Genomic DNA, 25,537 nt, shown 5'->3' with positions numbered 1-25,537 from the left:
GCGCCGGCGCCGCCGTGTTCATGCAAGAAAAATGCCTGGCATCGCCAGGCATCGTGGTGGGGGTGGCTGGGCTCAGCTCACTTCCACAGCGCGCACTTGGTTTCTTCCTTGGTCGTGAAGACCTCGTCACCGGGCAGCTTCTTGACGATCTTGTAGTAGTCCCAGGTGCCCTTGGATTCCTGCGGGGTCTTGACCTGGACCAGGTACATGTCGTGGATGTAGCTGCCGTCGGCGCGCAAGGTGCCCGAGCCAAAGAAGTCGTCCATCTTCATGCCGCGCCAGGTCTCCATCACCTTGTCGGCATCGGTGGTGCCGGCAGCCTGCACGGCCTTGAGGTAGTTCATCGTGGCGGAGTAGTCGGCGGCCTGGATTTCGGTGGGGCGGCGCTGGGTTTTCTTCATGTAGGCGTCGGCAAACTTGCGCGTTGCATCGTTCATGTCCCAGTACCAGCTGGTGACGAACTGCATGCCGGCGGTGTTCTTCAGGCCCAGGCTGTGGATGTCGCTGTAGAAGACAAGCAGGGGGGCAATCTTCATCGACTTGTCGATGCCGAATTCCTTGGCCGCCTTGATGGCGTTGATGGTGTCGCCGCCGGCATTGGCCAGCGCCAGCACCTGGGCCTTGGAGCTTTGCGCCTGCAGCAGGAAGGATGAGAAGTCGGAGGCATTGAGCGGGTGGCGCACGGCCGCAGCCACGGCGCCGCCCTTGGCCTTGACGACCTTGGTGGCATCGGCTTCCATCGCATGGCCAAAGGCATAGTCGGCGGTCAGAAAGAACCAGTTCTTGCCGCCGTTGTCGACAATGGCGCCGGCCGCACCCTTGGACAGCGCCACGGTGTCATAGGCATAGTGCACGGTGTAGGGCGTGCAGGCTTCGTTGGTCAGCGCCGAGGTGCCCGCGCCGTTGTTGATCATCACGCGCTTTTTCTCATCGGCCACCTTGGCCAGCGCCAGCGCCGTGCCCGAGTTGGTGCCGCTGAAGATCATCGTCAGGTTCTGCGTGTCGATCCACTCGCGTGCCTTGCTGGCGGCGATGTCGGCCTTGTTCTGGTGGTCGACCACCAGCATTTCGATCGGCTTGCCCAGCACCTTGCCGCCAAAGTCGTCAATCGCCATCTGGATGGCGGTGGCGCCACCCTTGCCTTCGAGGTCGGCATAGAGGCTCGACAGGTCGGAGATATAGCCGATCTTGACCTTGTCCTGTGCATGGGCCGTGCCCATGGCGGCGGTCAAGCCCAGCAGTCCCAAGGTGGCCAAGGCTTGCGCCAGGCGAGTGCGTTGCATAGTTGCTCCTGATGTTTATGGTGTTGTCTCGATGCGGCAGCCGCATGGAGCAGATACTGGCATGCACAGCGCCAGGTGGTATTGGGACAATTACTGCGCTGCACCGGGTGCCTTATTGGGCACAGCTTCCATAAAAATAGCTGCCAGTGCTTGTCTCAAAAGCACGGGCAGCTATCAATTCAGGAGTTTCGCGACCGCCTGGGCGCTTGTGCACAGTGGCTTGGCTTTTTTGCGCATCCCTCGTTGAACGGGTGCTCAGCGCTGCTGGCTGCGCAGATAGGTCTGCACGATGGCGGCGGCATCGACGGCGAAATGCTGGCGCAGCGCCGCGCGCGAATCACTGCGGCCAAAGCCGTCCGTCCCCAGCGTGTAGTAATGCTGGCGCGGCAGGCCACGGTCGTCCGTGGGCAGGTAGGCGCGCACCAGCTCGGGCAAGGCGCGCACATAGTCGCTGGCGGCAATGATGGGGCCTTGCGAAGACGCCAGCTGCTGCGCAAACCAGCTGGGGGCGCTGGCCTTGCCAGCACGCCAGAGCTCCAGCTGGGCCTCGCCATCGCGGGCCAGCTCGGCATAGCTGGTGACACTCCAGACATCGGCAGCGACGCCATGCTCGCGCTCCAGAATGGCAGCGGCCTTGAGCACCTCGCCCATGATCGCGCCGCTGCCCAGCAGTTGCACCCGGCGCGGGCTGTGCGCAGAGCCGGCCTGCAGCCGGTACATGCCCCGGATGACGCCTTCATGGGCCTCAGGCGGCAGGCTGGGGTTGGCCACGTTTTCGTTGGTGACGGTGATGTAGAAGAACTCGTCGCGCTGCTCTTGCAGCATGCGCTGCATGCCATGGTCGATGATGACGGCCAGCTCGCCGGCAAAGGCGGGGTCGTAGCTCTTGCAGTTGGGCACGGTGGAGGCGCTCAGCAAGCTGCTGCCGTCCTGGTGCTGCAGGCCTTCGCCGCCCAAGGTGGTGCGCCCGGAGGTGGCGCCGATCAAAAAGCCGCGTGCGCGCTGGTCGGCAGCGGCCCAGATCAAATCGCCCACGCGCTGGAAGCCGAACATGCTGTAGAAGATGAAAAACGGCAGCATGGCCGTGCCATGGGTGCTATAGCTGGTGGCGGCTGCTGTCCAGGACGACAGCGCGCCCGCTTCGCTGATGCCTTCTTCCAGAATCTGGCCGCTGCTCGCTTCGCGGTAGAGCAGCATCGAGGCATTGTCCTCGGGCAGGTAGAGCTGGCCAAAAGGCGCGTAGATGCCCACCTGGCGGAACAGCCCGGCCATGCCAAAGGTGCGCGCCTCATCGGCCACGATGGGCACGATGCGCGGGCCCAGGGTCGGGTCCTTGAGCAGGTTGCCCAGCTGGCGCACAAAGGCCATCGTGGTGCTCATCGGCTTGCCCTCGGCCTGCAGTGCAAAGCCGGCCGTCGCCTGCAGATCGGGCACGGCCACGGGCGTGGCCTGGCCTTTGCGCGCCGGCAAAAAGCCGCCCAGCGCCTGGCGGCGCGCCAGCAGGTAGCGCATCTCGGCGCTGCCATCGGCGGGCTTGAGGAAGGCGGCCGAGGTGGCCTGGGCATCGCTCAGCGGCAGGTTGAAGCGGTCACGAAAGGCCAGCAGGTCTTCGGCGCCGAGCTTTTTTTGCTGGTGCGAGGTCATGCGGCCCTGGCCGATGCTGCCCATGCCGTAGCCCTTCATGGTCTTGGCCAGCACGACGGTGGGTTGGCCGCTGTGCGCAGCGGCGCTGGCAAAGGCGGCGTGGATCTTGACCGGGTCATGGCCGCCACGGCGCAGGCGGTCGATGTCGCTGTCGGACAGGTGGGCGACCAGCGCCGCCAGCTCCGGGCTCTGGTTGAAGAAATGCTCGCGGTTGAAGGCGCCATCGTTGGCCGACAGGGTCTGGAACTCGCCGTCGACCGTGTGCGCAAAGGTGCGCGCCAGCACATGGCTGTGGTCGCGCGCCAAGAGCGCATCCCACTCGGAGCCCCAGAGACACTTGACGACGTTCCAGCCCGCGCCGCTAAAGAGCGCTTCGAGCTCATCGACGATACGGCCATTGCCGCGCACCGGGCCATCGAGCCGCTGCAGGTTGCAGTTGATGACGAAGATGCAGTTGTCCAGCCCCTCGCGTGCGGCCAGGGTGAGGGCGGCGATGGATTCGGGCTCGTCCATTTCGCCATCGCCAAAAAAGCCCCAGACCTTGCGGCCTGCGGTATCGGCCAGGCCCCGGTCGGCCAGGTAGCGCATGAAGCGCGCCTGGTAGATCGCATTGATCGGTCCGATGCCCATCGAGCCGGTGGGGAACTGCCAGAACTCGGGCATCAGGTAGGGGTGCGGGTAGGAGCACAGCCCCTGGATGCCCTGGCTGGCGGCCACCAGCTCCTGGCGGTAATGGGCCAGGTTCTCTTCTCCCAGGCGCCCTTCCAGAAAGGCGCGCGCATAGACGCCGGGTGAGGAGTGGGGCTGGAAATACACCAGATCAGCGGCCTGGTGGCCATCATCGGCGCGGAAGAAATGGTTGAATCCGGTCTCGAACAGATCGGCCGCCGAGGCATAGCTGGCGATGTGGCCACCCAGCTCGCCATGCGCGGCATTGGCGCGCACCACCATCGCCAGCGCGTTCCAGCGCAGGATGGCCGAGAGCTTTTTCTCCAGCGCCACATCGCCGGGGTAGGGCGGCTGCTCATCCACCGTGACGGTGTTGACGTAGGGCGTGTTGCCCGAGGGCTTCCAGGCCACATGGCGCTTGCGGGCATGGGCCAGCAGCGCGTCGAGCAACGCGCCCGCCTGCTCCTTGCCCTGCGCCGAGCCATAGGCCGCCAGCATTCCATCGAAGGCATCGCACCACTCGGCCAGTTCGGCGGGGTCAGCTGGCGGGGTGGCGGGCACATGGTGGGGCGGCTGGCGCACGGTGGTCTCCTGTCTGGTTCTTGGTGAATGCTTGGGATCATGCCATGGAAGCGTCGCCCAGGCGCGAGGCGCCGCGACAACGGCAGCGCCTTGAAAGTATTGCCTCGCGATACCTGATTCTTTGAAAACTGCTACCGGCATTAAAAGGGGATGCTGGCGCAGCCGCTTGCCCGCATCATCGCGGCGTGTTCAACCAAAGCGGGGCCCTGATGCTCCGACCCACCATGTCTCCATTCTCCAATCCTGTTCAGCGTGACACCCGTGCATGGCAATACCAGGTATGGATCTCGTTCGGTATTGCGGTCTCGATGTGCGCGATCGGCCTGGCCTGGCTGCCAGGGCAACACCTGGAGCAGGCGTTCATGGTGATGGGCTATATGTTCTGCCTCTCGGCCGCCTTTGTTCTAGCCAAGTTTGTGCGGGACAAACAGGCGGACAGCCGCCAGGCAGCTGGCGACACCCCCATGTGGCGCTTTGTGGTCTGGGGCGGTTTTGCGATCGCGATGGGGCTGACCGGCTGGGGTTTGCTCAGCATGGACATCAACCCGACCTACAAGGCCTTTTTGGGCGTGAGCTGGATGTACATGATCACCACCGCCTTCACCCTGGCCAAGATGCTGCGCGACAAGCATGAGTCGGACCTGGCCAGCGCTATCCAACAGGCCCGCAGCATGCGCAGCGCGCCCCGCGAGCAGGACGCGGGCCACCCGCAGGAGCGCGTGTGAGCACCCATCGGATGATGCAGCCAACACGGGAGCAGCATATGTTCAATCTTACGGTTCGCAAATGGCAGCGCCGCGCTGCTGCCACTCTGGCCAGCACCGCGCTGGTGCTGGGTTTGGCCACCGCCCCGGCGGCCCGGGCACAAAGCGATGCGTCGTTGGTGCTCTCGGCCCTGCCGATTGCATCGGTGGTCGTGGGCACGGCGGCCTCGGTGGGGGCGTCGGCCAGCGTGGTCGCCCTGCCGGTCGCGCTGTCGGTCGATGGCGCCCAGCTTATCGTCAAGGGCGTGCAGGCATCGGCCAAGGGCACGGTCTGGTTGCTGGAGAGCGCATCGGACGGCGCGGCGGCCAGCATTGAGCTGTCAGCCGGTGCCCTGGGCGCCAGCGCCGCCGGTGTCGGCACGGCCCTCCTCGTCAGCGTGGTGGGCACGGGGGTGCTGCTGTCAGCCGCTGGCGAGGTGATTGCCTTTATTCCCAATGAGGTGGGTAAGGCACTGCTCTACAACGAGCGCTTGTGATGACCAAGGAGATGGCCATGTTGAAACCTCTGCGCCTGGGCCTGCTGGCCGCCGCACTGCTGGCCGCCACGGCCGCCCAGGCCGGCCGCAGCTGCGAGCCGCAAAAGCCCACGCTCGACAGCGTGCGCCAAAGCCTGAGCCTGGCGCAAAACGTCGCTCAGGCGCTGGATGCCAGCGGTGCGCAGCTGGTGTTGCTGGGCCGCCAGGGCCAGGATCTGCGCAAGTACCAGCTGCAGTTCTCGCACATGGGCTGGGCCTACAAATCGGCCACCGGCGCCTGGCGTGTGGTGCACAAGCTCAATGACTGCGGCACTGCCACTTCCCATGTCTACCGCCAGGGCCTGGGCGAGTTTTTCCTGGACGATATGTGGCGCTACCAGGCGGTGGTGGTGGTGCCCACCAAGGAGGTGCAGCAACAGCTGCTGCTGGCGCTGTCGGCCAACGCGCAGCCCTTGCAGCTGCACGAGCCGCGCTACAGCATGCTGGCCTATCCCTGGAGCCAGCGTTACCAGCAAAGCAACCAGTGGGCGCTGGAGACCCTGGCCCAGGCGCTGGCGCCGCAAACCGTGCATGACCGGGGCCAGGCGCAGGCCTGGTTGCAGCTGCAGGGCTACCAGCCCAGCGACTTGCGCATCGGTGCGATGACCCGGCTGGGCGGCCGCATGACGCGCGCCAATATCGCCTTTGACGACCACCCGCCCGAAAAGCGCTTTGCCGGCCATATTGAAACGGCGACGGTGGATTCTGCGTTGGCGTTTTTGCAGCGCAGCGGCTTGGCGTCGGCGCCGGTGCTGCTGCGTTAAGCCGCAGAGAGCGGCGCCGTCCAGACCGCGCAGTCGCGGCCCTGGGCCTTGGCCTGGTACAGGGCCAGGTCCGCTTCGCGCAGCAGGTCTTCGAGGCTGTCACCCGCCCGCAGCGCTTGTTTGTAGGCCAGGCCGATGCTGAGCGTGGCCTGCAGCGGCTCGTGGTGCGCCGTCAGAAAGTGGCCGCTGCGCACGGTATGGCAGAGGCGCTCGGCAATGGCGGTGGCATCTTCAAAGCTGATATGGGGCAGCACCACGGCAAACTCTTCGCCACCGATGCGGCCCAGCACATCCTGGGGGCGCAGCGATTCGGTCAGCACCTGGCTGACATCGCGCAGCAGGCGGTCGCCGCTGGCATGGCCGTGGTTGTCGTTGACACGCTTGAAATGGTCCAGGTCCAGCATCAGCACCGCCGCCGAGCTGCCTTCATGGGTCAGGCGCTTGAGCAGCGCGTGGCTGGCCTGCACAAAGCCATTGCGGCTGAGCACATCGGTGAGGCTGTCATGGTGGGCCTGGTAGCGCATGCGGTGCAGGAGCTCGGCGCGTGCGGCGTGCGAGCCCGCCACCGACAGCGGCCCCAGGATCAGCATCGTGATGCCCAGGCGCAGGCTGGCCACATCCAGCACATTGGCCGGGATAAAGCCCACGATGTTGGAGATCACGATCACCTTGGTCACAAACACCAGCATGGTGATGATGGCCGTGGTCAGGATGCGGTAGGACAGCGCGCACCACAGCAGCGCAGGCAGCGAGAACACCAGCGAGCCGACCTTGTTGCCCACCATGTAGCTGGTCATCTCCAGGCCGACCACGGCCAGCGCGGGCAGCAGTTTCAAGGCCCAGGACTGGCGCTCTTGCTTTGCGCCGCTGCTGCGTGCCGAGGGCAGCGCCAGCAGGAACGGCAGCAGCATCATCGCGTTCATCCATTCGCCGGTCCACCACATCAGCAGCCCCTGGCTCATCGACAGATCAAAGGCCCAGGCGCTGATAGGCCCGCCAATGGCCGCCGATGCCGTGGAGGCCATGCCGCTGGCAAAGAACACCAGCAAGGCGGAATACTGGCCCTCCATCTGCAGATCGCGCTGGGATTGCCGGCGCAAGAACAGCCAGCCGCAGGCGGCGCCGCACAGGTTGGCGGTGGTAAAGCCCAGGGACAGCCACAAGGAGGTGCCGGTGATCAGATCGGCCAGCACAAAGCTGGCAAAAAGGGCGGCTAGCCCCAGCGGGCGCATGAGGCGCGGGTAGCGCAGCAGCAGCACCAGCACGATCTGGTTGGCGGGCCAGAACACCGAGAGGTAACCCAGCGGCCGCAGCAGGATGCCGACCATCGCTGCCGCAAACACCGCCAAGCTGGCGCAGAGCAGCAAGCGACCGCTATGGGGTTGCTCCAAGGGGTGGACGGGCGACGCGGTCAGCATGGGTGTGAGGGAGGATGGGCGAAATATACCCGCTCCCCTGCACCGCCATGGGCCCGACCCCGTGGGCCAGTCACACATTGGCAGGTGGGCTGAGTGCTGCAGCCGCGCAGGGCCTGGCTGAGATTTTGATTAATCGATAATCTCAGTCAATCGCTATTGCTTCCAAAATGGGAGCTAAGAACGCATGCCAGTCTGCGCATGAATCTGAAATATGCCGGGATCAAACAGCGCTGTTGCCGTGGGCAGCTGCGGTGCACCGAGGGGCGCAAAGCCCCAGACGGCGCTGTCTCTTACTTTACGCAGGGGCTGTCAAGCGCCGTGCTGCGCTGTCTCTTGGCCCCCACGCTTTGCATGGCATGGCATGGCAGGGGAGGGGGGCCGAGAACTTAGATACCGCGTGCCCGGTCCGACTTGAACTGCGCGCGGAACTGGGCAAAGTGGCCGGCATCGAGCGACTGGCGCACTTCCTGCATCAGGTTCAGGTAGTAGTGCAGGTTGTGGATGGTGGTCAGCATGGGGCCCAGCATCTCACCGCAGCGGTCCAGGTGGTGCAGGTAGGCGCGGCTGAAACCCTCGCGCCCTCCGTTGTCCCAGCTCACGCCGCTCTTGCCGGCGCAGGCGTGGCAGGTGCAGGAGGTGTCGATGGGCTGGTGGTCGGTCTTGTGGCGGGCGTTGCGGATCTTCAGGTCGCCATAGCGGGTGAAGATGGTGCCGTTGCGCGCATTGCGCGTGGGCATCACGCAGTCGAACATGTCCACGCCATCGGCCACACCATGGACCAGGTCCTCGGGCGTACCCACGCCCATCAGGTAGCGCGGCTTGTGGGCCGGCAGCAGATGGGGCGTGTGCTGCATGATGTCCAGCATCTCGTCCTTGGGCTCGCCGACCGAGACGCCGCCCACGGCGTAGCCGGGGAAGTCGATATCCAGCAGGCCCTGCAGCGATTCCTCGCGCAGGTTCTTGAACATGCCGCCCTGCACAATGCCGAACAAGGCATTGGGGTTGCCCAGGCGCTCGAACTCTTCCTTGGAGCGCTTGGCCCAGCGGCGGCTCATCTCCATCGACTTGCGCGCCTCGGCCTCGGTGGTCTTTTTGCCGTTGGTCTCGTACGGCGTGCACTCGTCGAGCTGCATGACGATGTCCGAGTTCAGAATCGTCTGGATCTGCATGCTGACCTCGGGCGACATGAACAGCTTGTCGCCATTGACCGGGCTTTGGAAATGCACGCCTTCTTCGGTGATCTTGCGCATCGCGCCCAGCGACCAGACCTGGAAACCGCCCGAGTCGGTCAGAATGGGCTTGTCCCATTTCTCGAAACCGTGCAGGCCGCCAAAGCTCTTCATCACATCCAGCCCCGGGCGCATCCACAGGTGGAAGGTATTGCCCAGAATGATCTGGGCGCCCATTTCCTCGAGGCTGCGCGGCATCACGCCCTTGACGGTGCCATAGGTGCCCACGGGCATGAAGATGGGGGTCTGCACCACGCCATGGTTGAGCGTGAGCGTGCCACGGCGTGCGTGGCTGGTGGGATCGGTTTTGAGAAGGTCGAACTGCAGCATAACCGGGCATTTTCGCAGATGTGCGGTAGTTGACGGCGCGGCGGGTTTCGCAGGCTCGTCTCTGACACAGGGGCTGCCGGCAGATCGCTACACTGGTCTTATCTTTCACTGCCAAGGAGAAGCCCATGCTCAACATCATGATCGCCGTCGACGGATCGCCCAACTCGCTGCAGGCGGTGCAGCACGGCGTGCAGCTGGTGCAACAGGGCTTGCGCGCCCATGTGGTGGTCGCCCATGTGCAAAAGGAGGCGAGCTTTCTGGAGCTGGCCACGCAGGATTCGGAGCTGATCGCCAATGCCAGCCTGGAAGCGGGCATGGACCTGGTCGCCCCGGCGCTGGACATGCTGCGCCTGGCCGGTGTCTCGTATGAGGTGGAGATCCGCCTGGGCGATATCTACGCGAGCCTGCTCGACATCGCCGAGGAGAAGGGCTGCGGCCTGATCGTGCTCGGTGCCACCGGCGAGAGCATGCTGGGCAGCATTCTGATCGGCTCGGTCTCGCGCGAGGTGGCCCGCCACAGCAAGGTGCCGACCACCATCGTCAAGATGCCCGAGGTGCTGGAGGCCGATGAGGCCGATAGCGACCTCAGCCAGGCCGATACCGCGATGTAATTCTTCAAAGAGAAGCCTGAGAGCCTGCCGGACCAGGGGCGGTCCGCAGGCTCTTTGTCATTTTTAGGGCTGGCACTCAGTCGGCAAGCTGCTCCACCCGCTGGCCCACGATCTGCCGCAGCAGGCCCAGCTGCTCATACAGCTCACGCGCGGCATCTGCGCCCAGGGGCGCGAGCAAATGCTCCAGCCATTGCTCATGCGCCTTGGCCATGGTGCTGAACTGCTTTTTGCCGCTGCGCGTCAGGCGCACCGTCATCGATCGCCGGTCCTCGTCATCGGCCACCCGCTCCACCCAGCCTTCTGCCACCAACTGGTCCGTCAGACCGGTGATATTGCCGCCCGTCACCATCAGGTACTCGGACAGCGTCTTCATGCGCAGGCCCTTGGGGAAGCGGCTGAGCTGGGCCAGGTAGTCAAAGCGCGGCAAGGTGGTGGCGAACTGGGTGCGCAGCTTGCTGCGAATCACCTGTTCGATCTGCGTGCTGCAGGTCATCAGCCGCAGCCACAGGCGCACGGCCTGGTGTTCGTCATGGGCGAGGCCGGCCTCGCGGCCAGCCATGCCGCCACCGGTGTCGGAGGGGGAGTTGCAGAGGGTTTGCATGTCAGCCATGGCGCCCATGGTGCAGTACCGCAGGCGGCTCCAGTGATAGGGTATGTGCGTATTTTAGTGAATTATTTATGCATCAATAATTTAGTTATAAAGTATTTTTCAGGACGGTCCTGGCCATGAAAATTGTCTGCATCGGCGGCGGCCCCGCCGGCTTGTATTTCGCACTGCTGATGAAGCAGATGGACCCCGCGCATGACGTGACCGTGGTCGAGCGCAACAAGCCCTATGACACCTTTGGCTGGGGCGTGGTGTTCTCTGATGCGACGATGGACAACATGCGCGAATGGGACCCGGCGACGGCTGCGCAGATCGAAGAGGCCTTCAACCACTGGGACGATATCGAGTTGCTGTTCAAGGGCCGCAAGATCCGCTCGGGCGGCCATGGCTTTGTCGGCATCGGCCGCAAGCATTTGCTCAATATCCTGCAGGCGCGCTGCGAGCAGCTGGGTGTTCAGCTCGTGTTCGAGACCGATGTGCAGTCCGACGAGGACTATGCCGATGCCGACCTGATCATCGCCAGCGATGGCGTGAACTCGCGCATCCGCAGCAAGTACGCCGAGGTGTTCAAGCCCGATATCGTCACTCGCCCCAACCGCTTTATCTGGCTGGGCGCCAACAAGGTCTACGAGGCCTTCACCTTTGACTTTGTTCGCACCGAGCACGGCTGGTTCCAGGCCCATATCTACCAGTTCGACGACAAGACCTCGACCTTCATCGTCGAGACCACCGAAGAGACCTGGAAGGCCTGCGGCCTGGACACGGCCGACCAGGCGCAGTCGATTGCCTTTTGCGAAAAGCTGTTTGCCGACAACCTGCAAGGCGCGCGGCTGATGACCAATGCCCGCCATTTGCGCGGCTCGGCCTGGATCAATTTCCAGCGCGTGGTCTGCGACCAGTGGTGGCTGCAAAACGCCAAGGGCAGCCATGTGGTGCTGATGGGTGATGCCGTGCACACGGCGCATTTTGCGATTGGCTCGGGCACCAAGCTGGCCATTGAGGATGCGATCGAGCTGGCGCGCCAGTTCCAGCAGCTGGGTGACGGCAAGGCGCAGATACCTGCGGTGCTGGAGGCCTACCAGGCGCTGCGCCGGGTGGAGACCTTGCGCATCCAGAATGCCGCCTGGAACGCGATGGAGTGGTTCGAGGTCTGCGGCAAGCGCTACTGCGACCAGCTCGAACCCGAGCAGTTCATGTACTCGATGCTGACGCGCAGCCAGCGCATCAGCCATGAGAACCTGCGCCTGCGCGATGCCGCCTGGCTGGGTGGCTATGAGGCCTGGCTGGCCGCGCAAAACGGGGTGGAGGTACAGGGCAAGGCGCCGCCGCCGATGTTCCTGCCCTATACCCTGCGCGGCCTGACCTTGAAGAACCGCATCGTCGTCTCGCCAATGGCGCAGTACTCGGCCGTCGATGGCGTGCCCGGTGACTACCACCTGGTGCACCTGGGCGCGCGGGCCATGGGCGGCGCCGGTCTGGTGTTTGCCGAGATGGCCTGTGTTAGCCCCGAAGGCCGCATCACCCCCGGCTGCCCGGGCACCTACAGCCAGGCACAAAAGCAGGCCTGGCAGCGCATCAGCGACTGGATCCACAGCCACAGCGATGCCAAGTTTGCGATGCAGATCGGCCATGCCGGAGCGAAAGCCTCCACCCGCCTGGCCTGGGAAGGCACCGACCTGCCGCTCGCCGAGGGCAACTGGCCGATCATCTCGGCCTCGCCCCAGCAGTACCTGGAAGGCGTGAGCCAGATCTCGCAGGCGATGAGCCTGGCGCAGATGGACGAGGTCAAGCAGCAGTTTGTGCAGGCTGCCCAGATGGCTGCCGAGGTCGGCGCCGATTGGCTGGAGCTGCACTGCGCCCATGGTTATCTGCTGTCCAGCTTCATTTCGCCCTTGACCAACCACCGGAGCGACGCCTATGGCGGCAGCTTGGAAAACCGCCTGCGCTACCCGCTGGAGGTGTTCCGGGCCGTGCGTGCCGTCTGGCCGCAGGAGCGGCCGATGTCGGTGCGCATCTCCGCCCATGACTGGGTGCCCGGCGGCATCACCCCCGATGACGCGGTAGAGATTGCCAAGGCCTTCAAGGCCGCAGGCGCGGACCTGATCGACTGCTCGTCCGGCCAGGTCAGCAAGCAGGAAAAACCGGTCTATGGCCGCATGTTCCAGACGCCTTTTGCCGACCGCATCCGCCAGGAGGCAGGCATTGCGACGATGGCCGTCGGCGCGATCAGCGAGGCCGACCATGCCAACTCCATCATTGCGGCCGGCCGCGCCGATCTCTGTGCCGTCGCCCGCCCGCACCTGGCCAACCCGGCCTGGACCTTGACCGAGGCGGCCAAGATTGGCTACACCGCCATCGCCTGGCCCAAGCCCTACTTTGCCGGCAAGCGCCAGATGGAAAGCCTGTTCGAGCGCGAAAAGGCCCAGCAAGCGGCCGCTGGCCATTGAGGAGTGCTGCCGATGCCAAGCAAGACCTTTAAAGGACAGCATGCACTGGTAACCGGCGCCGGCCAGGGCATTGGCGAGGCGATTGCGCGCCAGCTGCTGGCGCAGGGCGCGCGGGTGACGGTGCTGGGCCGCCGGCCCGAGCCGCTGCAAAAACTGGTGGATGCCTACCCAGGCCAGTGCCAGCAGGTGCTGGCCGATGTGGCGCAGGGGCCGGAGGTGGTCGCGGCCTTTGCGCAGGCTGTCGCCGCCTTTGGCGATATCCAGATCCTGGTGAACAACGCCGGCCAGGCGCAGAGCGCGCCCTTTATGAAGACCGATGCCCAGCTCTGGTCGCAGATGCTGGCGGTGAACCTGACCGGCACGATGCTGTGCATGCAGCAGGTGCTGCCAGCGATGCAGGCGGCCGGCTATGGCCGCATCGTCAACGTGGCCAGCACGGCAGGGCTGATCGGCTACGCCTATGTGTCGGCCTATGTGGCGGCCAAGCATGGCGTGGTGGGCCTGACCCGGGCGCTGGCGCTGGAGGTTGCAAGCCGGGGCATCACGGTCAATGCCGTGTGCCCGGGCTATACCGAAACCGACCTGGTCAAGACCAGCATCGACCGGGTGGTGGCCAAGACCGGCCGCAGCCCCGAGCAGGCCATGGCCGAATTTGTGCGCGACAACCCCCAGGGCCGCCTGGTGCAGCCGCAAGAGGTGGCCGATGCGGTCGTCTGGCTCTGCGGTAAAGGCGCTGGCGCGATGACCGGCCAGGCCATTGCGGTGGCTGGCGGCGAAGTGATGTGAACCCCGAATTTGTGGAGACAGGCATGAGTGAATACACCATTGACCCCGCGCTGGTGGCGGGCAACCACCAACAGCTGGTTGGCTACCAGGCACAGCATTTTTTGTGGCAGGTCCATGCCGGCGTGGCGACGATCACCTTGAACCGCCCCGAGCGCAAGAACCCACTGACCTTTGACTCCTATGCAGAGCTGCGCGACCTGTTCCACCGCCTGAAGTGGGCGCAGGATGTCAAGGCCGTGGTGCTGGTGGGCGCGGGCGGCAACTTCTGCTCGGGCGGCGATGTGCATGAAATCATCGGCCCGCTGGTGGCCCTCAAGGCCCCTGAGCTGCTGATGTTCACCCGCATGACGGGCGAGCTCATCAAGGCCATGCGCGCCTGCCCGCAGCCCATCATTGCGGCGGTCGATGGCATCTGCGCGGGCGCTGGCGCCATCATGGCCATGGCCTCGGACATGCGCCTGGGCACGGCCCGCAGCAAGACCGCGTTCCTGTTCAACCGCGTGGGCCTGGCCGGCTGCGACATGGGCGCCTGCGCCTTTTTGCCGCGCATCATCGGCCAGGGCCGGGCCAGCGAGCTGCTCTACACCGGCCGCAGCCTGGGCGGCGACGAGGGCGAGCGCTGGGGCTTTTTCAACCGCCTGGCAGAGCCCGAAACGCTGCTGGTGCAGGCCCAGCAGATGGCCGCCGACTTGGCCGCCGGCCCGAGCTTTGCCAATGGCATCACCAAGACCCAGCTGCACCAGGAATGGGCGATGACCATCGACCAGGCCATTGAGGCCGAGGCGCAGGCGCAGGCCATCTGCATGCTGACCGAAGACTTCAAGCGCGCCTACGAGGCCTTTGTGGCCAAGCAAAAGCCGCAATTCCAGGGGAACTGACATGGCCGACACCCGTTACCTGCAGTGGCCGTTTTTTGAGCCGCACCATGCGGACTTGGCGCAGACGCTGGATGCCTGGGCCGCCCAGCATGTGGCCCATGTACACAGCGGCGATACCGATGGCGATTGCCGCAGCCTGGTGCAGGCGCTGGGCCAGGCGGGCTGGCTGCGCCATGCGGTGGCCGGCGAGGCGCATGGCGGTGCGGCCGCGCAGATCGACACCCGCGCCATCTGCCTGATCCGCGAGACCCTGGCGCGCCACAACGGCTTGGCCGATTTTGCGTTTGCGATGCAGGGGCTGGGCTCGGGCGCGATCAGCCTGGCGGGCACGGAGGCGCAGAAGGCACGCTACCTGGGCCGGGTGGCAAGGGGCGAGGCGATTGCGGCCTTTGCCTTGTCCGAGCCCGATGCCGGCTCGGATGTGGCTGCGATGGCCTGCGCGGCCCGCTTGGACGGTGACCACTATGTCATCGACGGCGAAAAAACCTGGATCTCGAACGGCGGCATTGCCGACTTCTATGTGGTGTTTGTGCGCACTGGTGAGGCGCCGGGCGCGCGTGGTATCTCGGCGCTGATCGTGGATGCGGATACGCCCGGCCTGGAGATTGCCGAGCGCATCGATGTGATCGCGCCGCACCCGCTGGCGCGGCTGCGCTTTAGCGGCTGCCGCGTGCCGGTCAGCCAGCGCATGGGTGCGGCGGGCGAGGGCTTCAAGCTGGCGATGCGCACCCTGGATGTGTTCCGCACCTCGGTAGCGGCCGCCGCACTGGGCTTTGCGCGCAGGGCAATGGATGAGGCCTTGCAGCGCGCCACCAGCCGCCGCATGTTCCAGGGCGTGCTGGCCGATTTTCAGCTGACCCAGGCCAAGCTCGCGCAGATGGCCACGCAGATCGACAGCGCCGCGCTGCTGACCTACCGCGCCGCCTGGCAGCGCGACCAGGGCCAGAGCGTGACCAGCGAGGCGGCGATGGCCAAGATGACCGCCACCGAGAACGCGCAGCAGGTGATCGATGCGGCGCTGCAGATGTGGGGCGGTCTGGGCGTCGTCAGCGATCAGCCGGTCGAGCGCCTGTACCGCGAGATCCGCGCGCTGCGCATCTACGAAGGGGCGACCGAGGTGCAGCAACTCATCATCGCCCGTGAGCTGCTCAAACAAGTGGCGCCCGCTGCGCCTTGACCATTGCCGAGGACCTGGACGCCGGTCCTGGTTTCCGCCTTCAGCCTGGAGTTTGCGAGATGTCTGCCACGCCCTATACCGCGCATACCGACCGCTTTGCGGCCACGCATTTGCCGCCGCCCGAGTTGCAGCCCGACTACCTGTTCGAGCTGCCCGAGCTGCAGTTCCCCGAGCGGCTCAACTGCGCCGCCGAGCTGCTGGACCGCCATGTGGCCGAGGGCCGGGGCGAGCGCCTCTGCCTGCAGGCCCAGGGCCTGCGCTGGACCTATGCCGAGCTGCAGGCCCATGCCAACCGCATTGCCAATGTGCTGACCGCCCAGATGGGCCTGGTGCCTGGCAACCGCGTGCTGCTGTGCGCGCCCAACAACCCGATGATGGTGGCGAGCTGGTTTGCCGTCGTCAAGGCTGGCGGCATTGCGGTGGCTGCGATGCCGCTGCTGCGTGCCAAGGAGCTGGGCACCATCATCGAGATTGCCCAGATCAGCCATGCGCTCTGCGATGCGGCCTTGCTGGCCGAGGTGCAGGCAGCGCAGGCGGCCTACCCACGCTTGCAGGCGGTGCGCTACTTCAATGGCAGCGGCCTGCCAGCAGCGCAGGCGCTGGAGCCGCTGATGGCCCAGGCATCGCCGCATTTTGACGCCGTGCAGACGGCCGCCACCGACACCTGCCTGCTGGGCTTTACCTCGGGCACCACGGGCGTGCCCAAGGCCACGATGCATTTCCACCGCGATGTCATGGCGGTTTGCGCCTGCTGGCCGCGCCATGTGCTGCGGGCTGCGCCCGATGATGTCTTTATCGGCAGCCCGCCGCTGGCCTTTACCTTTGGCCTGGGTGGCCAGGTGCTGTTCCCGATGGCGATTGGTGCCTCGATGGCGCTGCTGGAGAAGGCCGGACCGCTGCAGCTGGTCGATGGCATCGAGCAGTTTGGCGCCACCGTGGTGTTCACCGCGCCGACCTCGTACCGCGTGATGGCCCAGCAGGGCGAGCGGCTGCGCCAGACCCGGCTGCGCAAATGCGTATCGGCCGGCGAGGCCTTGAATGCCTCGACGCGCGCGCTGTGGAAAGCTGCCACCGGCATCGAGATCATCGACGGCATCGGCTCGACCGAGATGCTGCATATCTTTATCTCGCACCGTGAGGACGAGGCACGGCCCGGCGCCACCGGCCGCGCCGTGCCCGGCTACCGCGCCAAGGTGGTCGATGAGCAGGGCCAGGAAGTGCCGGCCGGCACGGTGGGCAAGCTGGCCGTGCAGGGCCCCACCGGTTGCCGCTACCTGAACGACAGCCGCCAGACCCAGTATGTGCATGCGGGCTGGAACCTGACCGGTGACGCCTATGTGATGGATGCGGACGGCTACTTCGTCTACCAGGCCCGCACCGATGACATGATCATCTCCTCGGGCTACAACATTGCCGCGCCCGAGGTCGAAGACGCCTTGCTCGCGCATGCGGCGGTGGCCGAATGCGCGGTGATTGGCCTGCCCGACAGCGAGCGCGGCCAGATCGTCAAGGCCTTTGTGGTGCTGCGCCCGGGCTTTGCGGCGGACGCGGACATGGTCAAGACCTTGCAGGATTTTGTCAAAAGCACGGTGGCGCCCTACAAATACCCACGGGCCCTGGATTTTGTCGCGCAGCTGCCGCGCACAGCTACGGGAAAACTACAACGGTTTCGTCTGCACAGCCCGGCATAGTAGCGGCTCGGCAAATTTTTACGTACTTCAACCAGGGAACCAGCATGAAGCCTCATCTCTTGCATCGCAGTCTTGTCAGTCTGTCCATCGCGCTGCTCTGCGCCAGCAGCGCCAGTGCCGCCGACCAGGTCAAGGTGGGGTTGCTGAGCACCTTGTCGGGCCCCGGCGCCGGTCTGGGCACCGATATCCGCGACGGCTTCCAACTGGCCGTCAAGCACATGAACGGCAAGATCGGCAACCTGCCCGCCGAGGTGGTGGTGGTCGATGACCAGCAAAACCCCGAGGTGGCCAAGCAGACGGCCGAGCGCCTGCTCAAGCGCGACAAGGTGGATTTCATGACCGGCACCGTGTTCTCCAACGTGATGCTGGCCGTGGGCCCGGCGGCGTTCCAGAACAAGACCTTCTTCATCAGCCCCAATGCCGGCCCCTCGCAGTACGCCGGCGCCCAGTGCAACCCGTATTTCTTCAATGTCTCGCAGCAAAACGATGCGCTGCATGAGGCCGCCGGCCAGACCATGCAGGACAAGGGCTTCAAGCGTGTGGCGCTGATCGCACCCAACTACCCCGCAGGCAAGGACTCGATCGCCGGCTTCAAGCGCTTCTACAAGGGCGAGATCGGCATGGAGACCTATACCTCGCTGAGCCAGCTGGACTATGGCGCCGAGATCTCCAAGATGCGTGCGGCCCAGGTCGATGGCGTCTATATCTTTCTGCCCGGTGGCCTGGGCGTGAACTTCATCAAGCAGTTTGTCGGGGCCGGACTGTCCAAGGACATCACCTTGTATGCGCCGGGCTTCTCGGCCGATGAGGACGTGATCCGTGCGGTGGGCGACTCGATGCTGGGCACCTTCAACACCTCGCAGTGGGCGCATGACCTGGACAATGCGGCGAACAAGAAGTTCGTCGCCGACTTCCAGAAGGAGTTTGGCCGCAGCCCCTCGCTCTACGCCTCGCACGGCTATGACGCCGCCCGCCTGATGGACGCGGCGGTGCGTGATGTCAAGGGCAAGCTCGATGACAAGGCGGCCTTGCGCAAGGCCATCGAGGCGGCCAAGTTCGAGTCGGTGCGCGGCAGCTTCAAGTTCAACAGCAACCACTTTCCGGTGCAGGACTATTACCTGCGCGTGGTGAGCAAGGATGCGCAGGGCAAGCTGACCAACCGCACGGTGGGCACGGTGTTCAAGAACCACCAGGATGCCTACGTCAAAGACTGCAAGATGCCCTCCTGATCGATGAACACCATCCTGATTCTTGAGCAGACGCTCAACGGCCTGCAGTTCGGCCTGATGCTGTTCCTGCTGGCCGCTGGCCTCACGCTCGTGTTCGGCATCATGGACATGATCAACCTGGCCCATGGTTCGCTCTACATGATCGGCGCCTACCTGGTGGCCAGCCTCAGCCAGGCCACCGGCTCGTTCTGGCTGGGCCTGGGCCTGGGGGTGCTGGCCACCGTGGTGGTGGGCGTGCTGCTGGAATACACGATCCTGCGCCGCCTCTACCACCGCGACCACCTGTCGCAGGTGATGGGCACCTTTGCCATCTTGCTGATGAGCAACGAGATCGTGCGCATCATCTGGGGCGCGCAGCCGCTGATGCTCAACCCACCCGCCGCGCTGGCCGGGCCGGTCCAGCTGATGGATGGTTTTTCCTACCCGGCCTACCGGCTGCTGATCATCGGCGTGGGCCTTGCCGTGGCTTTGCTGCTGTGGCTCCTGGTGACCCGCACGCGCTTTGGCATGCAGGTGCGCGCGGGCGCGGCCAACCGCGAGATGGCAACTGCCATGGGCGCCAATGTGCGCCGGCTGTTCACCCTGGTGTTTGCGCTGGGCGCTGCGCTGTGTGCCGTGGCGGGCGGCATGCTGGGCCCGCTGCTGGCGGTGCAGGTGGGCATGGGCGAGAGCATTCTGATCCTCGCCTTTGTGGTGATCGTCATTGGCGGCATCGGCTCGATCCGGGGCGCGCTGCTGGGCGCCTTGCTGGTCGGCCTGGTCGATACCGCCGGCCGTACCCTCGTGCCCTTGTTGTTTGACAAGGCCATGGGCCCCGAGGTGGCGGCCAATGCCGGCCCGGCCGTGGCCTCGATCCTGATCTATGTGCTGATGGCTGCCGTGCTCTTCACCAAACCCCAAGGTCTGTTCCCCGCCCATGACTGACACCTCCGCCCCCCAGACCGCTGCGGCCCAGGCCACGCCAGCGGCGCAGCCCAGCGTCTTCGACCACCGCTTGCAGCCGCGCTGGGTATTGCCGCTGTTGGCGCTGCTGATCGCCTTTCCGCTGATCGCCCAGGCGACGGGTGAAGAGTTTTACATCGGCGTGGCCAGCCGTGTGCTGGTGTTTGGCCTGGCCGCTGCCAGCCTCAACTTCATCCTCGGCTTTGGTGGCATGGTGAGCTTTGGCCACGCGGCCTTTGTCGGCCTGGGTGCCTACACCGTGGGCCTGCTGATGCAGCAGGGTGTGACCTCCGCCTGGCTGGCCTGGCCGCTGGCGATGCTGATGGGCGCGGCCTTTTCGCTGCTGGTGGGCGCCATCAGCCTGCGCACCCAGGGCGTCTACTTCATCATGATCACCCTGGCCTTTGCGCAGATGCTGTACTACCTGATCATGTCGTTCAAATCGCTGGGCGGTGATGACGGGCTGTCGCTGCCCAGCCGCTCGGAGATTGGCCTGGGTCTGGACCTGGGCCAGGACGCGACCTTCTACTACGTGGTGCTGGCGCTGGTCAGCGCTAGCCTGCTGGCGATGGCGCGGGTGCTGAACGCCCGTTTTGGCCATGTGCTGCAGGCCATCAAGGAAAACGAGACGCGCATGCAGGCCATCGGCTTTCCGGTCTACCGCTACAAGCTCGTCGCCTTCACCTTGGCCGGTGCCTTTGCCGGGCTGGCAGGCGCGATGCTGGCCAACCAGGGGAGCTTTGTCGGCCCCGGCATGCTGCAGTGGACCCAGTCCGGCATCCTGCTGATCATGGTCATCCTGGGCGGTGTCGGCCATCTCTATGGCGGCCTGGTGGGCGCGGCGGTGTTTTTGCTGCTGGAAGAAGTGCTGGCCGCCTACACGGTGCACTGGCAGTTGGGCCTGGGCGCCGTGCTGCTGATCGTGGTGCTGGTGGCACCCAATGGTTTGCTGAGCCTGCGGCGCGGCATGTGGAGCAAGCGATGAGCACGGCCAAGATGCCAACCCCTTTGTTGCAGGTGCAGAACCTGGTCAAGCGCTTCGGCGGCCTCACCGCCACCGACCATGCCAGCTTTGCGGTGCAGGCTGGCCAGATCCATGCGCTGATCGGGCCGAACGGCGCGGGCAAGACGACCTTGATCCACCAGCTGTCGGGGGCGCTCGTGCCTGACGAAGGGCAGATCCTGTTTGCCGGTGAGGCGGTGGAGCGCAAGCCCATGCCCGCGCGGGTGCAGGCCGGCCTGGTGCGCTCCTACCAGATCACCAGCATCTTCAAGCGCCTGACGGTGCTGGAGAACATTGCGCTGGGTGTGCAGGCACGCGATGGATCGAGCTGGCGCTTTTGGCGGCCCGCACGCAGCGAGAGCGCGCGCTATGCGCAGGCCGCCGAGGTGGCCGAGCGCGTGGGCCTGGCTGCGCAGTTGCAGCAAACCGCCGGTCTGCTGGCGCATGGCGAGCAGCGCCAGCTGGAGGTGGCACTGGCGCTGGCCACGCGGCCGCGCATGCTGCTGCTCGATGAGCCGATGGCGGGCATGGGGCCGGACGAATCCGAGCGCATGGTGCAGCTGCTGCTGCAGCTGCGCCAGGACACGACGATCCTGCTGGTGGAGCACGACATGGACGCGGTCTTCCGCCTGGCCGACCGCATCTCGACGCTGGTGTTTGGCAAGGTGATCGCGACGGGCACGCCCGATGAGATTCGGCGCAACCCGGATGTGCGGCGCGCCTACCTGGGTGATGAAGCCGCAGAGGAGGCCGCCTGATGAGCACTTTGCTGGAAGTGGAAGCCTTGGAGACCTGCTACGGCAGCAGCCAGGTGCTGTTTGGCATCCATCTGCGCATGGCGGCGGGCGAGGTTGCGACCTTGCTGGGGCGCAATGGCATGGGCAAGACCACCACGGTGCGCAGCCTGCTGGGCATGACACCGGCATCGGCGGGCAGCGTGCGGTTTCGCGGCGAGCGCATCGAGCACCTGCCTGCCGACCGCATCGCCCGCATGGGCATGGCCGTGGTGCCCGAGGGCCGGCAGATCTTTGCCAACCTGACGGTGCAGGAAAACCTGCAGGCCTTTGCGGCCAACCGCAATGCCTCGGAGAACCCCTGGTCGCTGGACCGTGTCTACCAGCTGTTCCCGCGCCTGGCCGAGCGCGCCGGTAACCCGGGCAACCGGCTCTCGGGCGGCGAGCAGCAGATGCTGGCCATTGGCCGGGCGCTGATGACCAACCCGCATCTGCTGATCCTGGACGAGGCGACCGAAGGCCTGGCGCCGCTGATCCGCGAGGAGATCTGGCAGTGCCTGGCGGCCTTGCGCGCGCAGGGCCAGGCGATTTTGGTGATCGACAAATACGTCAAGCGGCTGATGGCGCTGGCCGACCAGCACACCTTGATCGAGCGCGGCCAGGTGGTATGGCAGGGCAGCTCGGCCCAGCTGGAGGCGCAGCCCGCGCTGTGGCAGCGCTATATCGGGGTCTGACATGGCAGCCCTGACCTGGCCTGAGGCCGGCCCCGTTTTCCGCGTGGCCACCGGCATCCGTTTTGCGCAGTGCGATCCGGCCGGCATTGTGTTTTATCCGCAGTACCTGGTGCTGTTCCAGTCGCTGGTCGAGGACTGGTTCAACCAGGCGCTGCACCACCCCTATGCCCAGATGCTGGGGCCCGAGCGCACGGGTCTACCCATCGTGCATCTGGCCTGTGATTTTCGTGCCATTGCCCGCATGGGCGATGCGGTGCAGCTGGAGCTGGCCGTGCTGCGGCTGGGCAGCCGCTCGCTGCAGCTGGCGCTGCGCTGTGTGGGCGACGATGGCCAGGTGCGGGCACTGGCCCACCAGGCGCTGGTGTTCACCAGCCTGGACAGCCACGAGGCCATCCGCATACCGCCAGCCATCCACCGCCGCATGGCGGCCTGGCTGGCCGGTGAGCGCTTTCAATAATGCTTGGTTTTTAGAAGGAATCGTCTCATGCAAGTACTACTTCCCCAGGGTTGGCCCCGGCCCAAGGGCTATGCCAATGGCGTGATGGTCAGCGGCCGGCAGATTTTTGTCGCCGGCATGATCGGCTGGGATGCGCAAGGGGTGTTCCACACCGACGACCTGGCCGGCCAGGTGCGCCAGGCGCTGCAGAACATTGTGGCGGTGCTCGAAGAGGGCGGCGCCCGGCCCGAGCATATCGTGCGCATGACCTGGTACATCACCGACAAAGAGGCCTATATGGCCCAGCAGGCGGAGATCGGCAAGGCCTACCGCGAGCTGATCGGCAGTTTCAACGCCGCGATGACCGCAGTGCAGGTGGTGGCCTTGATCGAGGACCGCGCCAAGGTGGAGATCGAGGTCACCGCCGTGGTGCCCGATGCCGGCTGACCCGGCCATGGCTGCGCCCGGGCCTTTCAAGCTGTACCGCGATTTTGAATCGCAGGCGCAGATTGATGCACAGTACGACCCGCTGCGCCCGGTGGCCGACCCGGCTGCCGCGCGCCAGCATTTTGCCGAGCGCAGTGCCCAGGCGCGTAGGGGGCTGCGCTGCACGCTGGATGTGCCGTTTGGCCCGACTCTGGCCGAGACGCTGGATATCTTCCCGGCCGAGGGCGGCGCGGCGGCGCCCGTGTTTGTCTATCTGCATGGTGGCTACTGGCGGGCCAACACCTCCAAGGAGTTCAGCTGCGTCGCCTTCGGCCCGCAGGCGCTGGGCTTTTGCACCGTGGTGGTGAACTATGCCTTGTGCCCGCAGGTCAGCATCGACGAAATCGTGCGCCAGTGCCGCGCCAGCCTGGCCTGGGTGCTGCGCCATATCGAGGCCTATGGCGGCGACCCGGCAAGGGTGGTGGTGGGCGGGCATTCTGCTGGTGGCCAGTTGGCTGCGATGTGCCTGCAAACGCCCTGGGAGCGCGACTATGGCCTGCCCGATGACCCGCTGCGCGGCGCGCTGCTGATCAGCGGCCTCTACGATATCGCGCCGCTGCGCTACAGCTACCTGCAGCCGCTGATCCAGCTCGACGACGGGCTGGTTGCGCGCAACTCGCCTGCGTTTGCGGCCAGACGCTGCGCCACCCCCATGCACCTGGTCTGGGGCGGGCGCGAACAAAGCGAGTTTGAGCGCCAGTCGCTGCTGATGCACAGCGCCTGGCAGGCGGCGGGCAATGTGGCCGAGCAGGCGGCGCTGCCCGGCTGCGACCATTTCACGGTGCTCCATGGGCTGGAGGATCCGCAGTCGGATCTGTGCCAGCGCCTGCTGCGGCTGTCTGCCTAAAGATCCTCTCGGGCAGCGGGAAACGTCTGCTGAGCAGACGTCCTGTTTAAAAGTCCAGCAGGCTGAAGCCCAGCGAGAACACAGTCCGCTTGTAGTTGTAGTCGATCAGGCTGTCGCCATAGCCGTGGAAGAGCTGGGCATGCAGGCGCAGGTTGCTCTTGCCGCCCATCCAGCCATCACCCAGGGTATGCATCCATTCGACGCGGCCAGAACCCTTGCCATGGCCGTTGAGCGAGCCGCGTGCGGTCACGCCCATCCAGTTGCGCTGGTTGACGTTCCAGCCCAGTTTCAGCTCGCTGCGGCCGATGTAGTTCTGGATATTGGGGTTGTTGTCGTCTTCCGCGCTCTCGTTGATGCGGTGCCAGATCTTGGCCTGCAGCTGCCAGCGGTTGTCCAGCTCAAACCCGGTCATCAGGTAGGTGCGGTTCCAGCTGCGCGAGAGCGGGTCGCTCTGGCCGTTGGACTGGTGCTCCAGGCCAATACCGCTGTAGCGCCAGCGCCAGCCAAAGGGCAGCTGGGCGGTGGTCGGGTAGACGTAGAAGATCTCGGGCTGGTGGTCGGTCGTGCGGAAGGGGCGCGAGAGGTCCGAGTTGAACACCTGCCAGTAGGACAGGCCGGTGTAGCCAATCCACAGCGAATCACGCAGCTTGCCATTGGGGTCGGTGAGCAGGTTTTGCGCCAGCTTGGTGCGCACCGACAGCTGGATGCGCATCTCCTGACGCTGGTAATCGGTCTCGGTGGTGGCCGAATTGACCGGATTGAGCGAGCTGGGCTGGCGGTTGACCTTGTCGCCGACGGCCACCGACACCGACAGTGGGCGGTAGCCACGGAAGCTGAACTGGCCGCAATCGGTGCCCGCTTCCAGCTCCCAAAAGCGCGACATCTCGGTGTAGGCGTCATCGCGGCAGCCACCAATCGGGGCGGGCGCATCGGCAGCGGCGAGGGCGCCAGCTGGCGGGGTCAGGCCGACCATGGCGTTGGCCGAGGCGGCGGGCGCGGCGGCCGCTGGCTGCGCCTGTTGGCTGACCAGGGGCTGCTGCGACTGCTGCTGGGCCCATTGGTCAAAACAGGCCAGGCGGGCGGGGCCGTCGCTGAGCGCCGTGCACTGCTGCCACACCGTGGCCGTTGTGGCGCTGGCGCTGGCAGGGGTTTGCGCAAAGCTGCCCAGCGGCAGACCGGCCATCAGCAGGCTCGCCGCCAGCGGTGCTGGCGAGCGCAGAAATTTCGTTGTTGTCATGGTCGAGGAGGAAGGTAGGACGCGTGGCTGGGACGGCTGCGAGGATGCCCATTATTGCGGCGATTAGGGCGTTTTCGATGGCTTGCGCATGACGAAGGCGTGGCTGTTGTCGTTCGCATCCAACCATTCGCCCCTGATCTCGCGGCCGCAGCTGCCGTCGACCACCTCGCCCAGCCAGGTGCCCGAGACCTTTTTGCCATCGGCCGACTCTTCCATCGTCAGCTTGCCCTTGTCCACATCACCAACGACGATGGCCGTGCTGCCGGGCCGCTGGATCTGGCCTTTGACGGTGCCGTTCCATTCGGGGTGGGGGGCCAGCTGCAGGGTGACGGGCCCGAGCAGGCCGGGCAGCTCGGCCTGCCAGTGGCCCAGCAGCTCGGGCTGCTCCATCTGCAGCGCGCTGGGGCAGGCGGGGCGGGGTGCGGGGGGGCTGGTGCAGGCGCTGCTCAGCGCTGCGCAAAAAGCGGTCAGGATCAGGGTCTTGGTCATGGATA

Annotated in this window: 24 protein-coding genes; 17 read left to right on the top strand and 7 right to left on the bottom strand. The window is 65.5% G+C overall.

The window, feature by feature from the left end; genetic code table 11:
- Positions 1-77 precede the first annotated feature (77 nt).
- Positions 78-1,283 (bottom strand): ABC transporter substrate-binding protein, encoded by a 1,206-nt coding sequence (locus WH303_RS17815; RefSeq protein WP_021028330.1) that lies wholly within the window; start codon positions 1,281-1,283, stop codon positions 78-80.
- Positions 1,284-1,538: 255 nt separating this feature from the next.
- Positions 1,539-4,178 (bottom strand): alpha-ketoglutarate dehydrogenase, encoded by a 2,640-nt coding sequence (gene mdeB / locus WH303_RS17810; RefSeq protein ID WP_339520120.1) that lies wholly within the window; start codon positions 4,176-4,178, stop codon positions 1,539-1,541.
- Between the two features lie 224 nt (positions 4,179-4,402).
- Here mdeB and WH303_RS17805 point away from each other — a divergent pair, with 224 nt between their 5' ends.
- The 3 genes from WH303_RS17805 to WH303_RS17795 are packed head-to-tail and all read left to right on the top strand — an operon-like array spanning position 4,403 to position 6,221.
- The gene (locus WH303_RS17805; protein WP_021028332.1) at positions 4,403-4,903 is read left to right on the top strand and encodes a YiaA/YiaB family inner membrane protein; all 501 of its coding nucleotides are present in this window, start codon (positions 4,403-4,405) and stop codon (positions 4,901-4,903) included.
- A 38-nt stretch (positions 4,904-4,941) separates the two neighbouring features.
- Positions 4,942-5,418, top strand: coding sequence for a hypothetical protein (locus WH303_RS17800; protein WP_339520119.1), 477 nt, complete (start codon positions 4,942-4,944; stop codon positions 5,416-5,418).
- 17 nt (positions 5,419-5,435) lie between these two features.
- Positions 5,436-6,221, top strand: a complete 786-nt coding sequence (locus WH303_RS17795; RefSeq protein ID WP_339520118.1) for a DUF2145 domain-containing protein — start codon at positions 5,436-5,438, stop codon at positions 6,219-6,221.
- Here the strand turns inward: WH303_RS17795 and WH303_RS17790 are convergent.
- Complete coding sequence (locus tag WH303_RS17790; RefSeq protein ID WP_148293327.1) at positions 6,218-7,639, bottom strand: GGDEF domain-containing protein; 1,422 nt, start codon at positions 7,637-7,639, stop codon at positions 6,218-6,220. The two genes, WH303_RS17795 and WH303_RS17790, sit on opposite strands and share 4 nt — an antisense overlap.
- Before the next feature lie 386 nt (positions 7,640-8,025).
- Positions 8,026-9,198, bottom strand: a complete 1,173-nt coding sequence (tgt, locus tag WH303_RS17785; RefSeq protein ID WP_339520117.1) for a tRNA guanosine(34) transglycosylase Tgt — start codon at positions 9,196-9,198, stop codon at positions 8,026-8,028.
- A gap of 125 nt (positions 9,199-9,323) precedes the next feature.
- Here tgt and WH303_RS17780 point away from each other — a divergent pair, with 125 nt between their 5' ends.
- Positions 9,324-9,809 (top strand): universal stress protein, encoded by a 486-nt coding sequence (locus WH303_RS17780; protein WP_339520116.1) that lies wholly within the window; start codon positions 9,324-9,326, stop codon positions 9,807-9,809.
- Positions 9,810-9,885: 76 nt separating this feature from the next.
- Here the strand turns inward: WH303_RS17780 and WH303_RS17775 are convergent, their stop codons facing one another.
- Positions 9,886-10,419, bottom strand: coding sequence for a MarR family winged helix-turn-helix transcriptional regulator (locus tag WH303_RS17775; protein ID WP_312986278.1), 534 nt, complete (start codon positions 10,417-10,419; stop codon positions 9,886-9,888).
- Positions 10,420-10,535: 116 nt separating this feature from the next.
- Here WH303_RS17775 and WH303_RS17770 point away from each other — a divergent pair, with 116 nt between their 5' ends.
- Genes WH303_RS17770 through WH303_RS17710 form a run of 13 tightly spaced genes read left to right on the top strand, consistent with a single transcriptional unit; the run spans position 10,536 to position 23,806 of the window.
- Complete coding sequence (locus WH303_RS17770; RefSeq protein WP_339520115.1) at positions 10,536-12,863, top strand: bifunctional salicylyl-CoA 5-hydroxylase/oxidoreductase; 2,328 nt, start codon at positions 10,536-10,538, stop codon at positions 12,861-12,863.
- Between the two features lie 12 nt (positions 12,864-12,875).
- Complete coding sequence (locus WH303_RS17765) at positions 12,876-13,649, top strand: SDR family NAD(P)-dependent oxidoreductase (RefSeq protein WP_339520114.1); 774 nt, start codon at positions 12,876-12,878, stop codon at positions 13,647-13,649.
- A gap of 23 nt (positions 13,650-13,672) precedes the next feature.
- Entirely contained in the window at positions 13,673-14,527 is an 855-nt protein-coding gene (locus WH303_RS17760; RefSeq protein WP_339520112.1) for an enoyl-CoA hydratase family protein, read from the top strand.
- Between the two features lies 1 nt (position 14,528).
- Positions 14,529-15,704 (top strand): acyl-CoA dehydrogenase family protein, encoded by a 1,176-nt coding sequence (locus tag WH303_RS17755; RefSeq protein ID WP_339520110.1) that lies wholly within the window; start codon positions 14,529-14,531, stop codon positions 15,702-15,704.
- Positions 15,705-15,763: 59 nt separating this feature from the next.
- Positions 15,764-17,395, top strand: coding sequence for a benzoate-CoA ligase family protein (locus tag WH303_RS17750; RefSeq protein WP_339520108.1), 1,632 nt, complete (start codon positions 15,764-15,766; stop codon positions 17,393-17,395).
- A 44-nt stretch (positions 17,396-17,439) separates the two neighbouring features.
- Positions 17,440-18,624 carry an ABC transporter substrate-binding protein gene (locus WH303_RS17745; RefSeq protein WP_339520106.1) on the top strand — a complete coding sequence of 395 codons (1,185 nt, stop codon included), beginning with the start codon at positions 17,440-17,442 and terminating at the stop codon, positions 18,622-18,624.
- 3 nt (positions 18,625-18,627) lie between these two features.
- A complete protein-coding gene (locus tag WH303_RS17740) occupies positions 18,628-19,548 on the top strand; it encodes a branched-chain amino acid ABC transporter permease (RefSeq protein WP_312986286.1) in 921 nt (306 codons plus the stop codon).
- Positions 19,541-20,551 carry a branched-chain amino acid ABC transporter permease gene (locus WH303_RS17735; RefSeq protein ID WP_339520105.1) on the top strand — a complete coding sequence of 337 codons (1,011 nt, stop codon included), beginning with the start codon at positions 19,541-19,543 and terminating at the stop codon, positions 20,549-20,551. The genes WH303_RS17740 and WH303_RS17735 overlap by 8 nt, the downstream gene beginning before the upstream one ends.
- Before the next feature lie 11 nt (positions 20,552-20,562).
- Positions 20,563-21,327 (top strand): ABC transporter ATP-binding protein, encoded by a 765-nt coding sequence (locus tag WH303_RS17730; RefSeq protein WP_339520103.1) that lies wholly within the window; start codon positions 20,563-20,565, stop codon positions 21,325-21,327.
- Positions 21,327-22,037 carry an ABC transporter ATP-binding protein gene (locus WH303_RS17725; RefSeq protein WP_339520101.1) on the top strand — a complete coding sequence of 237 codons (711 nt, stop codon included), beginning with the start codon at positions 21,327-21,329 and terminating at the stop codon, positions 22,035-22,037. Before WH303_RS17730 ends, WH303_RS17725 begins: the two co-directional genes overlap by 1 nt.
- Position 22,038: 1 nt before the next feature.
- Positions 22,039-22,494 carry an acyl-CoA thioesterase gene (locus WH303_RS17720; protein WP_021029000.1) on the top strand — a complete coding sequence of 152 codons (456 nt, stop codon included), beginning with the start codon at positions 22,039-22,041 and terminating at the stop codon, positions 22,492-22,494.
- A 27-nt stretch (positions 22,495-22,521) separates the two neighbouring features.
- A complete protein-coding gene (locus WH303_RS17715; protein ID WP_312986293.1) occupies positions 22,522-22,920 on the top strand; it encodes a RidA family protein in 399 nt (132 codons plus the stop codon).
- Positions 22,910-23,806 carry an alpha/beta hydrolase gene (locus WH303_RS17710; RefSeq protein ID WP_339520099.1) on the top strand — a complete coding sequence of 299 codons (897 nt, stop codon included), beginning with the start codon at positions 22,910-22,912 and terminating at the stop codon, positions 23,804-23,806. Before WH303_RS17715 ends, WH303_RS17710 begins: the two co-directional genes overlap by 11 nt.
- 46 nt (positions 23,807-23,852) lie before the next feature.
- Here WH303_RS17710 and WH303_RS17705 read toward each other — a convergent pair whose 3' ends face one another.
- A complete protein-coding gene (locus WH303_RS17705; RefSeq protein ID WP_339520097.1) occupies positions 23,853-25,043 on the bottom strand; it encodes a phospholipase A in 1,191 nt (396 codons plus the stop codon).
- A gap of 63 nt (positions 25,044-25,106) precedes the next feature.
- Positions 25,107-25,532, bottom strand: a complete 426-nt coding sequence (locus WH303_RS17700) for a hypothetical protein (RefSeq protein WP_339520096.1) — start codon at positions 25,530-25,532, stop codon at positions 25,107-25,109.
- Between the last annotated feature and the right edge of the window lie 5 nt (positions 25,533-25,537).

It is taken from the genome of Comamonas sp. MYb69, assembly GCF_037479315.1.
Lineage (GTDB): Bacteria > Pseudomonadota > Gammaproteobacteria > Burkholderiales > Burkholderiaceae_C > Comamonas.
This window is presented reverse-complemented; position numbering and strand designations above follow the sequence as displayed.

Bases quoted from the DNA above. Each gene is read 5' to 3' on its own strand.
- WH303_RS17815 (WP_021028330.1), bottom strand. From the start codon at position 1,283: ATGCAACGCACTCGCCTGGCGCAAGCCTTGGCCACCTTGGGACTGCTG.
- WH303_RS17805 (WP_021028332.1), top strand. From the start codon at position 4,403: ATGTCTCCATTCTCCAATCCTGTTCAGCGTGACACCCGTGCATGGCAA.
- WH303_RS17800 (WP_339520119.1), top strand. From the start codon at position 4,942: ATGTTCAATCTTACGGTTCGCAAATGGCAGCGCCGCGCTGCTGCCACT.
- WH303_RS17795 (WP_339520118.1), top strand. From the start codon at position 5,436: ATGTTGAAACCTCTGCGCCTGGGCCTGCTGGCCGCCGCACTGCTGGCC.
- WH303_RS17790 (WP_148293327.1), bottom strand. From the start codon at position 7,639: ATGCTGACCGCGTCGCCCGTCCACCCCTTGGAGCAACCCCATAGCGGT.
- tgt (WP_339520117.1), bottom strand. From the start codon at position 9,198: ATGCTGCAGTTCGACCTTCTCAAAACCGATCCCACCAGCCACGCACGC.
- WH303_RS17780 (WP_339520116.1), top strand. From the start codon at position 9,324: ATGCTCAACATCATGATCGCCGTCGACGGATCGCCCAACTCGCTGCAG.
- WH303_RS17775 (WP_312986278.1), bottom strand. From the start codon at position 10,419: ATGGCTGACATGCAAACCCTCTGCAACTCCCCCTCCGACACCGGTGGC.
- WH303_RS17770 (WP_339520115.1), top strand. From the start codon at position 10,536: ATGAAAATTGTCTGCATCGGCGGCGGCCCCGCCGGCTTGTATTTCGCA.
- WH303_RS17765 (WP_339520114.1), top strand. From the start codon at position 12,876: ATGCCAAGCAAGACCTTTAAAGGACAGCATGCACTGGTAACCGGCGCC.
- WH303_RS17760 (WP_339520112.1), top strand. From the start codon at position 13,673: ATGAGTGAATACACCATTGACCCCGCGCTGGTGGCGGGCAACCACCAA.
- WH303_RS17755 (WP_339520110.1), top strand. From the start codon at position 14,529: ATGGCCGACACCCGTTACCTGCAGTGGCCGTTTTTTGAGCCGCACCAT.
- WH303_RS17750 (WP_339520108.1), top strand. From the start codon at position 15,764: ATGTCTGCCACGCCCTATACCGCGCATACCGACCGCTTTGCGGCCACG.
- WH303_RS17745 (WP_339520106.1), top strand. From the start codon at position 17,440: ATGAAGCCTCATCTCTTGCATCGCAGTCTTGTCAGTCTGTCCATCGCG.
- WH303_RS17740 (WP_312986286.1), top strand. From the start codon at position 18,628: ATGAACACCATCCTGATTCTTGAGCAGACGCTCAACGGCCTGCAGTTC.
- WH303_RS17735 (WP_339520105.1), top strand. From the start codon at position 19,541: ATGACTGACACCTCCGCCCCCCAGACCGCTGCGGCCCAGGCCACGCCA.
- WH303_RS17730 (WP_339520103.1), top strand. From the start codon at position 20,563: ATGCCAACCCCTTTGTTGCAGGTGCAGAACCTGGTCAAGCGCTTCGGC.
- WH303_RS17725 (WP_339520101.1), top strand. From the start codon at position 21,327: ATGAGCACTTTGCTGGAAGTGGAAGCCTTGGAGACCTGCTACGGCAGC.
- WH303_RS17720 (WP_021029000.1), top strand. From the start codon at position 22,039: ATGGCAGCCCTGACCTGGCCTGAGGCCGGCCCCGTTTTCCGCGTGGCC.
- WH303_RS17715 (WP_312986293.1), top strand. From the start codon at position 22,522: ATGCAAGTACTACTTCCCCAGGGTTGGCCCCGGCCCAAGGGCTATGCC.
- WH303_RS17710 (WP_339520099.1), top strand. From the start codon at position 22,910: ATGCCGGCTGACCCGGCCATGGCTGCGCCCGGGCCTTTCAAGCTGTAC.
- WH303_RS17705 (WP_339520097.1), bottom strand. From the start codon at position 25,043: ATGACAACAACGAAATTTCTGCGCTCGCCAGCACCGCTGGCGGCGAGC.
- WH303_RS17700 (WP_339520096.1), bottom strand. From the start codon at position 25,532: ATGACCAAGACCCTGATCCTGACCGCTTTTTGCGCAGCGCTGAGCAGC.